The organism is Pseudomonas maioricensis, from assembly GCF_022790535.1.
Lineage (GTDB): Bacteria > Pseudomonadota > Gammaproteobacteria > Pseudomonadales > Pseudomonadaceae > Aquipseudomonas > Aquipseudomonas maioricensis.
Genome location: NZ_LOHG01000003.1, coordinates 344,260 through 353,438 on the forward strand (window position 1 = coordinate 344,260; position 9,179 = coordinate 353,438).

Genomic DNA, 9,179 nt, shown 5'->3' on the forward strand with positions numbered 1-9,179 from the left:
AGTCATTGGAGTGGTTGTCATGATCAAGAAGAGCCTCGCAGCAGCATTCGTTATCGCCGCAGTCAGCGGTTGCGCCAACACCACTGTGCAAAACCCGGTGGACTACGTGACCTATCGCAATGAACCTCTGGTCAAGCAAGTCGAAGACGGCATGACCGAGCAACAAGTGCTGACCATCGGCGGCACGCCGTCGACTCGCGTACAACGCAAGGTTCACCCGGGTGTTTGCAATAACTATGTGATGAACAAAGACGGCCACGAACAGGTTTACCACGTCAGCTTCAACGCCAACGGTCGCGTGGATAACAAGGGTTTCATGACCTGCGAGCAACGCGAAGCCAACGAACGCGCCATGTAATACGCTCGTTGAGACGCAAAAAAGCCCGATGCATGCATCGGGCTTTTTATTGGGCGGCGGTTCTGTCAGTGCAGCCTTACGAGCTTAGAAAACCAGCTTGAACAGGGCGATGACCACAATCAGGCCGATCAGGAAGATGATGCCGATGGTGCTGCCGAGGAACTTGAGCATTGTGTATCTCCATATATTTTCGTCTCAAGGTTGGGACCGCAGCGTGCAGTAGTCGTTTCCTAATATTTCTTTCATCAACCGGTGGCACAAAAGAATAAAACTTTTGCCGACGCGGACCACTCACACCTATTACCGATCATGCCGGGCGCCCGTCACCGCAGTAGAAGACTGGCGCATCAAGAGCGAGACGGATACCGGATTAGCTTTGGAGATAAACCATGAATCAAGCCCAGCAATTGTCAGATGTGAGCACGCTGCGCGAGCGCGCGCGTCATAACGTGGAAAACGGTGCGGTCACCGAAGGCTACAGCGCCGATCGTGAAACGGTACTGCGTCTGCTGAACGAATCACTGGCGACCGAGCTGGTATGCGTGCTGCGCTACAAGCGCCACTACTATATGGCGACCGGCCTGAAAGCCAGCGTGGCAGCCGCCGAGTTCCTTGAGCATGCGCAACAGGAAGCCGAACACGCCGATCTACTGGCCGAGCGCATCGTGCAACTGGGTGGCGAGCCGGAATTCAACCCGGACCTGTTGTCGAAGAACTCCCACGCTCAGTACGTGGCAGGCACCACCCTGAAAGAAATGGTCTATGAAGACCTGGTGGCTGAGCGTATTGCCATCGACAGTTACAGCGAGATCATCAAGTACATCGGCGAAGATGACCCGACCACTCGCCGTATCTTCGAGACCATTCTGGCTCAGGAAGAAGAACACGCTGATGACATGGCGGACATCCTCAACGATCTGTAACGGGTGAGTGGTGATGTAAAAGCCAGGACTCGGTCCTGGCTTTTTTGTGTCTGCCAACCTCGCCGTCTCGCGGCAAACATGGAACCTGTAGGAGCTGCCGAAGGCTGCGATTGCGGAGCATCAGGATCAATGCTTCGCAGCCTTCGGCAGCTCCTACAGAACATGCATTCCAATTCAAAGGATTGGAATTTGCCTGATAGGAGCCGGGCTACCTGAAGCACCGCAGTGACTGCTTCGCGAGCGAGCCCGGCCCGTACAGAGAGGCGCTCCGGGTTTTACTGCACCGTCTTCGGCGCTTTGCCCGATCTCATCTGCTCCAGCAACGGTGCGCACTGGTTGGGCTCCTCACCGCTGCTCGGCGCAACAAGGGCCAGCAAACCTGCGGCCGGTCCGATTGCGGCCCCCAGTAATACCATCCCTGCTCCGCGCAACAGCAAGGGCCCGGACTGCACGCCCGCATTCGGTTTGGCGAACGGCCCGCGTACATAAAGAGGGGAGCGCAACGAGAATACGCGGAAGCCTTTTGACTCGGGCTTGACGCTCAAATCCAGTTGCTCGGTTTTGAAGTTGGCCGTGCCGTCAATAAAGATGATCGCGTTCTCGGTATCGAACACAAACAGACGAGGCGTCGCCAGACCGTCCTTGATGCCCACATCAGACGCCGCGCAATTGATCTTCACGTCCTGATCGCCGAACAACTTGCCCACCACATAATTACCCACGTTGAGCCCGGCGATCTCCATCAGGCTGCGGCTGATGGCCCCATCGTTAACCAGCATCTTCAAGTCGCCATTGGCCGTACCCAGCAGCGCAGCAACTGAATTACCCTTGCCGCTGATGTCTGCGTCGCCAGCCAATTCACCAAAACTGGTCTTCATCGGTTCAAACGTCGGGAACAGTTGCTTGAGCTTGAGGTTACGCGCCGAAAGCTTTGCCCGGCCCTGCAAAGGCGTGCTGCGGCCATCCAGTCGAATGTCAGCATCCAGTTTGCCGCCAGCCACGCCAAAGCGCAGCGGCTGCAAGCTCAATTGGCCGTCATTGAGCATCACATGGGTGTACAAATCGGAAAAAGGAAGGTCCGGGCTTTGCACAATGCGCTTGCCGGTGAACTCGACATCGGCGTCCATGGCTCGCCAGCGGTCGGTCTGGAACTCCTCGACGGGCAGGACTTTGCCAGACGGTTGCTTGCTGTCGCCGCCGCGTTTTTTCTGGGCCGCATTGGAGTCCGCCCCAATCAATGGAGCCAGATCCGTAAACAGCAACTGATTGGAAATCAGCGCCCCGGTCAGCTTCGGACGAGGCTGACTGGCGACAAAGCCCAGGTCGCCATGAATGTCGCTGTTGCCGATCTTGCCGTTGAAGCCTTCATAGCGAAAGTTGGCGCCTGCCGGATCATGAATTTTCGCGATCAGTCGGCCATCGGTGGAGTAAGCCGGTGAATCGGGGAGCGTCACGCCGGTCAACGGATAAAGGTTACCCAGACTGCTGCCCGACAACTTGAGTCGCAGGTCCAGCGCACCGAGGTTCTGCGGATCCGTCACTGTGCCCGCAACCGCTGCATGGGTATCCCCGACGTGAGCATCAACCTGTACCGGAAACGGCTGGGATGCGTCCTTGAGCGCCAACAGCCCACCGAGCTTGCCACTGCCGTTAAGCTTCTGGCCTTTGTACTGCCCCTTGAACGTCACGCCAAACGCATAGTCCTGCGGCCTTACGCCTTTTTCTTCGGCTTTCTTCGCGTCGCCGCTGCCGACAATGTCGCCGAAAGGAATGGGTTTACCCAGCGGATCAATCACCAGGTCCACCTGAGTATTCAGGGTCTGATCGTTGAAGCTCACCAGCCCCTTGTCGAATTTGATAGCGCCGATATCCAGCACCCAGCTCGAAGGTTTGGCGTCAGGGTCAGACTTCGGTAAATCAAACACCCAGTTGGCGCGACCGTCTGCAAGACGTTCAAGCTTTGCGTCAGGTCCAGTCAGGTCAATGCGCGGGATCACGACGTGCTGCACGATCAACGGCAAGGGTGAAAGGCGAAACTCAACGCGCTTGAGCGTGACCATTTGCGGCGTTTTCGACCATTCCGGATTGCCCAGGCTCAGGTCTTCAGCAACAAAACGCGGCCATGGAACCCAGGCACGCCAACCGCCCTCTTCCGGTTCGCGACCCCAAATCACGGCCAGATTGCCGTTGATTGCAAAGGGCCGGTGCAGCGCTTCACTGACTTTTTCGTTGAGCGTTGGCTTGATGCGGTTCCAGTCAAACGTGGCGATCACAATGACCAATACGGCCAGCACCAAAAACAGAATGGCACCGGTCCAGGCAAAAATTTTACGGCTGCGCGTCATTGCATGACTCTCCAGATAACAACAGGTCGGCCCTGGCCTGTTGCAGTCGACTTTGAACTTCGACTGATAAAAACCCTGAGGGTTTGGTCGGATGTGCAAATTACAGCATTGGGCTGAAAACCCAATGCCTACCTTCCCCGCATGTCTGCAAGCCACAGCCCACAAGGGCTGGCGGATCAATCAATATTGTTGATTTTCACCATTAGGAATACGAACTTTTATATCGACAGGCCGGGAGTAATATCGCTGCCATACACAACCCGGAAGCTCTTGCGAGGAGCCAATATCATGAAACGCCATGTGTGGCTCAGCCTGACCCTTTCTCTTTTGGTAGCCAATGTCTGGGCCGTTCCCGCGCCCGAACGCGAGCCTAGTGCTGAAGTGAAACTGGATATTCAGGCTGTACACGAAACCCTGGCTCAGGACGGCCACGCGCAGCTGATCAAGCAGTTTCAGCGGGTTTAAAAAGCGAAATAGACGTTCTGCAGTAGGTCGCGTTATGTTCCAGACACAGCGCTGTCGCACAGCAAACACTGGATCTGTAGGAGCTCACCGAGGTTACGAGGCCAGCGATAGCGGTTTGTCTGATACTCCACCTTCGCCGGCCTCGCCACCTCGGTGAGCGCATTCAGGACCGGGTTCAATCTGGAAGATCGCAGTTTGTTTGATGAGAGCTGCAGAAGGCTGCGGTAGCAGTGTTGCGGCCCTAACGATTCGCAGCCTTCGGCAGCTCCTACAGATCACCCGTCAACTGCCCCAGGCTAAAACCCCTTCGACGCAGCCAAAGCTCATTTGCTAGAGTGCTGCTCTGTCATTCCTGATTTGTCTATCGTCATGCTGCCCCGCGCTGAACAGAAACAACAAACGCGTCATGCCCTGCTCAACGCTGCCCATACCCTGATGGAAAGTGGGCGTGGGTTCGGCAGCCTGAGCCTGCGGGAAGTGGCGCGCACCGCAGGCATCGTCCCGACAGGTTTCTACCGCCATTTCGATGATATGGACCAGTTGGGTCTGGCACTGGTCAGCGAAGTCGGCCAGACGTTTCGGGAAACCCTGCGCCTGGTCAGGCACAACGAATTTGTCATGGGCGGCCTCATCGAAGCCTCGGTGCGAATCTTCCTTGAAGTGGTCGCAGCCAAGCGGGCGCAATTTCTATTCTTGGCTAGAGAGCAATACGGTGGGTCGCGACAAGTGCGACAGGCGCTCTGCGCACTGCGCGATGGCATCAGTGCCGACCTTGCGACTGACCTGGGCACCATGCCGAAATGGCAGCACCTGGACACGGCAGCGCTTTCGATCCTCGCTGATCTGGTGGTCAAAAGTGTCTTCGCCATGCTTCCCGAATTGATTGACCCGCCCAGCGACGCGCTGCCTGCGCACCTGAAGCCGCAAGCCAAGATCACCCACCAATTGCGTTTCATTTTTAGCGGTGCCAAGCACTGGCGCGGGCTGGGAAGCTCCGAACCATCCTGATACATATTGGTGCAACCGTGCAACAAGGCACCCATTTAGTGCGCTACATGGCATCCCCAAATCTCTTTCCTGCCTTTTCCGTCAGCTTTTTCCCACAACGCGCCCTGTTGGCAAGCCCCTTGCTCTGATTTGAAGCATCGCAATTAGCTGGATGCCTTCCAATGCTGGTGATTCACAAAAGAATCGAGTCTCAACCCGAATGGGCCGCAGAGCTGCATTTGAATTTCGAGGCACGCAGCAAAAGCCGCCTGCGTTGCTACAGCGCTGACGGTGAAGATGTTGGCCTCTTTCTGGAGCGCGGCCAGCCACCGCTGTACGACGGCGAATGCCTTCAAGCTGAAGATGGACGTATCGTCCGTGTCTGCGCCCGTCCCGAGCAACTGATGCACGTGACCTGCAGCAGCACTTTCGAACTGACTCGTGCCGCCTACCACTTGGGCAACCGTCACGTAGCGCTGCAAGTCGGTGACGGCTGGCTACGCCTGCTGGACGACTACGTGCTGAAGGCCATGCTCGATCAACTGGGCGCCACGACTGAATCCATCGAAGCACCCTTCTCTCCGGAAAGCGGTGCCTATGGCGGCGGTCACCACCACTCCCGGGCGGGTGAGGAAGATTTCAACTACCCACCGAAACTGCACCAGTTTGGCGTGCGTATATGAACAGCGCCTGGGCGCTGTTGCGCCTGGCCAGTCCGCAATTGCCGATTGGCGGCTACAGCTACTCCCAGGGTCTTGAAATGGCGGTGGAAAACCTCGTCGTTGTCGACCCGAGCACCGCGTCACGCTGGATAAGCGATCAATTACTACTCAACCTGGCGCGCTTTGAGGCCCCGCTGCTTTTGGCCCACTGCACGGCAGCTGCCGAAGATGACTGGTGTCAGTTACTGCAACTGAGCAACGAACACCGTGCCAGCCGGGAAACCCGTGAGCTGAATCAGGAAAGCCGCCAGATGGGCTATTCGTTGCAGCAATTGCTCAACGGGCTGCCCGAACTGGACCGCCCCGCGCGCGCATTCCTGGCACAAACCGAAGAACCGCATCTGGCGCTGGGCTGGGCTTTGGCCGCTCGTGCCTGGCAGATCAGCCCTCAGGATGCGCTGGCCGCCTGGTTGTGGAGTTGGCTGGAAAACCAGTTGGCCGTACTGATGAAAACCCTGCCGCTGGGCCAGCAGGCTGCTCAACGCCTGACCAGTGAGTTATTGCCCCTTTTGCAACAAGCCCAGCAGCACGCTACAGAACTTGATCCACACCATATTGGCAGCGCCGCTTTTGGACTGTCATTGGCGAGCATGGCCCATGAACGTCAATACAGCCGACTGTTTCGGTCCTGATTTTCTACCTGACACAGCTACACAACACAGCTACCTAACAGAACTTACGCACTAGAGCTCAACGGAGAATTCAATGAATAGCCAACCTCTGCGCGTCGGCATCGGTGGTCCGGTCGGATCGGGCAAAACAGCCCTGACATTGGCGCTGTGCCTGGCGCTGCGCGAGCGTTACAACCTGGCGGTCGTCACCAACGATATCTACACCCGTGAAGACGCAGACTTTCTGGTGCGCAACGAAGCCCTGGCACCAGAGCGAATTATTGGTGTTGAAACCGGCGGCTGCCCGCACACGGCCATTCGCGAAGACGCATCAATCAACCTCGAAGCAGTCGACCAGTTGAATCGCCGCTTTGAAGGTCTGGACCTGATCATCGTCGAGTCCGGCGGGGATAATCTTTCGGCCACCTTCAGCCCTGAACTTTCGGACCTGACCATCTACGTGATCGACGTGTCTGCTGGCGACAAGCTGCCTCGCAAAGGCGGACCGGGTATCTGTAAATCCGACTTGCTGGTGATCAATAAAATCGACCTGGCCCCGCTGGTGGGTGCGTCACTGGACATGATGGATCGCGACACTAAAAAGATGCGAGGTGAAAAACCTTTCGTCTTCAGTAATCAGAAAACCGGCCAGGGTCTGGAACAGATCATCGCCTTCATCGAACGCCAGGGTCTGCTGACCGACGCGGCATGATTTCACTCTCACAAGGAAAGCTTTGCATGAACTACAAACAAGCCCTTGGCACCCTTGCCCTGCTGCTGGTTCCAGCATTGGCCTTCGCTCACCCCGGCCATGGCGACAACGGCCTCGTCGCCGGTATCAGCCACCCGATCGGCGGCCTGGATCACTTGCTGGCGATGCTGGCAGTCGGCCTGTGGGCGGCACAGCAAAAAGGCGCAGCTCGCTGGGCTCTGCCTGTTACGTTCGTGGGTACCATGCTGATCGGCGGGCTGCTGGGTTTTGAAGGCCTGAACCTGCCAGCGCTGGAAAGCGGCATTGCGGCATCGGTGCTGGCGCTGGGTCTTGCTGTGGCACTGGCGATTCGTCCTCCACTGTTTATGGCTGTCGGCGCTACCGCATTGTTCGCCCTGTTCCATGGCGTGGCTCACGGTCTTGAGCTGCCGGACATGTCCAGCCCAGCGGCCTACGCCATCGGCTTTGTTGCGGCGACCGCAGCCCTGCATGCTGCCGGATATGCCGTCGTACGTTTCCTGCCGACTGCGGCTGCGCCGTTGGTGCGAATCGCGGGTGCAGCGTCTGCAGCGGCTGGTGTGTGGTTGCTGGCGGCTTGATACCGCACTTTTGAATTAGACGCCCCCTGTGGGAGCTGGGCTTGCCCGCGATAAGCTGGACGCGGTTCACTTTCGATCGCGTCCAGCTTTATCGCGGGCAAGCCCAGCTCCCACAAGTAAATTGGGTCCCAACCGTATGCGTTTAGATGCGAGGGCAATTGCGGGCAAGCGCGCTCCTACAGGCGGGTACTAACTGCTACCATGTCGCGCAATTCACCCCTGCCGTGACGCCTGCCGATGCCAGATGTTTCCAGCTCCGCCATTCAGCCTGATTTGAACGCCGTTTTCGCCACCGTTCAGGCGCACTTCCTGCAAACCATTGTGCCGGTATGGCTTGGCCCTGGCTGGAATGCTCAGTTGGCGCTGCCCTATGAAGCGGTCGATGCCGCGCATCAGCCGTTGCCACCACAGCGTTATCGGGCAATGGCCTGCGCCCGGCAGTTGTTCCTGTTCTCCAGCCTGATCGACCATCCCTCGGTGCCCGAGGCGGCAACCCGTGCGGCAGCCCTGTTTCGGTCGCTGCAGCGGCATTTTCATGATGCGGAACACGGCGGCTGGTTCTACAGCATCGACCCGCAAGGCGCGCCGCTGGACCGCCGCAAGGATCTCTACACCCACGCCTTCATCATCTTTGCTTGCGCACACTACTGGGCCAAGGTTCGCGAACCCTTGGTGGAGTCAGTGCTCAATGCCGCGCTGGATGTCGTTGCAGAGCAATTTGCCGACGATGACGGACTATACGAAGCGGTGCTGGGTGAAGACTGGACAACGCTTGGCAGTGGTCCCTTGCAAAACCCGTTGATGCACCTGGCTGAAGCCTTATTGACCACCGTCGAAGTGCGTAACGATGAGGCGACATTGGCCACGCTCAACGAGCTCGCGTCAGCGATGCAACGGCGCTTCGTGGACAGCAAACACGGCGTGATGCTCGAGAAGCCGCTAGGGGCTGTGGATAACTGGTACGAGCCGGGCCATCAGTTCGAATGGTATTTCCTGCTGGAGTCGTCCCCGCATCTGCGCGGCAGCGCCCTTCATCAGTCACTGTGCACTGCGTTTACCCACGCCGAAGCGCAAGGTGTCGATCCGCAGACCGGCGCGGTGGCGGCTGCTCTGGCGAGCGATGGACAGATTCAGGACGCTACTCAACGTATCTGGGCGCAAGCCGAGTACTTGAGGGCACTGACTTTGCGGCCCGGCAGTGAAGCGGCGTTGAGTAAGCAGTTGTTGGCGCTGCAATCGCGATTCCTGCATCCGAGCGGCTGGAATGAGTGCCTGGACGCGGACGGTCAGGTCAGCCGCAGTGACATGCCGTCCACTACTCCTTATCACCTGGCGACCTGTTATATCGGGTTGGCGGAGTATTTCCAGAGCCATCGCTGACACCACACTGTCGCGTATCAAACAGATGACCTGTAGGAGCTGCCGAAGGCTGCGATCACGGTATGTCAGGATAAATG

The 9,179-nt window shown here is 57.8% G+C and carries 11 protein-coding genes; 9 read left to right on the forward strand and 2 right to left on the reverse strand.

Translation table 11 applies throughout. The annotated features are described in order from the left end of the window. Nucleotides 1-19: 19 nt before the first annotated feature. Nucleotides 20-358 (forward strand): osmotically-inducible lipoprotein OsmE, encoded by a 339-nt coding sequence (osmE, locus tag AUC61_RS06895; RefSeq protein ID WP_027902910.1) that lies wholly within the window; start codon nt 20-22, stop codon nt 356-358. 84 nt (nt 359-442) lie between these two features. Here osmE and AUC61_RS26845 read toward each other — a convergent pair whose 3' ends face one another. Further along, a complete protein-coding gene (locus tag AUC61_RS26845; protein WP_441343355.1) occupies nt 443-529 on the reverse strand; it encodes a small membrane protein YohP in 87 nt (28 codons plus the stop codon). 218 nt (nt 530-747) lie between these two features. On the opposite strand from AUC61_RS26845, the gene AUC61_RS06900 reads away from it, so the two are divergent. After that, the gene (locus AUC61_RS06900) at nt 748-1,281 is read left to right on the forward strand and encodes a ferritin-like domain-containing protein (RefSeq protein ID WP_122663111.1); all 534 of its coding nucleotides are present in this window, start codon (nt 748-750) and stop codon (nt 1,279-1,281) included. Nucleotides 1,282-1,556: 275 nt separating this feature from the next. Here AUC61_RS06900 and AUC61_RS06905 read toward each other — a convergent pair whose 3' ends face one another. Next, nucleotides 1,557-3,626, reverse strand: a complete 2,070-nt coding sequence (locus AUC61_RS06905) for an AsmA family protein (protein ID WP_243245206.1) — start codon at nt 3,624-3,626, stop codon at nt 1,557-1,559. Nucleotides 3,627-3,914: 288 nt separating this feature from the next. On the opposite strand from AUC61_RS06905, the gene AUC61_RS06910 reads away from it, so the two are divergent. The 7 genes from AUC61_RS06910 (at nt 3,915) to AUC61_RS06940 (ending at nt 9,102) form a co-directional block, all read left to right on the forward strand. Beyond that, entirely contained in the window at nt 3,915-4,091 is a 177-nt protein-coding gene (locus AUC61_RS06910; protein WP_243245207.1) for a hypothetical protein, read from the forward strand. Between the two features lie 369 nt (nt 4,092-4,460). Then, nucleotides 4,461-5,099, forward strand: a complete 639-nt coding sequence (locus AUC61_RS06915) for a TetR family transcriptional regulator (RefSeq protein ID WP_122663113.1) — start codon at nt 4,461-4,463, stop codon at nt 5,097-5,099. 161 nt (nt 5,100-5,260) lie between these two features. Then, nucleotides 5,261-5,761, forward strand: coding sequence for an urease accessory protein UreE (ureE, locus tag AUC61_RS06920; protein WP_243245209.1), 501 nt, complete (start codon nt 5,261-5,263; stop codon nt 5,759-5,761). Further along, nucleotides 5,758-6,432 (forward strand): urease accessory protein UreF, encoded by a 675-nt coding sequence (locus tag AUC61_RS06925; protein WP_243245211.1) that lies wholly within the window; start codon nt 5,758-5,760, stop codon nt 6,430-6,432. Before ureE ends, AUC61_RS06925 begins: the two co-directional genes overlap by 4 nt. A gap of 73 nt (nt 6,433-6,505) precedes the next feature. Next, nucleotides 6,506-7,123 (forward strand): urease accessory protein UreG, encoded by a 618-nt coding sequence (gene ureG, locus AUC61_RS06930; protein ID WP_243245213.1) that lies wholly within the window; start codon nt 6,506-6,508, stop codon nt 7,121-7,123. 26 nt (nt 7,124-7,149) lie between these two features. Then, on the forward strand, nt 7,150-7,722 hold the full coding sequence (locus AUC61_RS06935) for a HupE/UreJ family protein (protein ID WP_243245214.1): 573 nt from the start codon (nt 7,150-7,152) through the stop codon (nt 7,720-7,722). Between the two features lie 237 nt (nt 7,723-7,959). Next, nucleotides 7,960-9,102: an AGE family epimerase/isomerase gene (locus AUC61_RS06940; protein WP_243245216.1), complete on the forward strand. Its 1,143-nt coding sequence runs from the start codon at nt 7,960-7,962 to the stop codon at nt 9,100-9,102. Nucleotides 9,103-9,179: the final 77 nt, after the last annotated feature.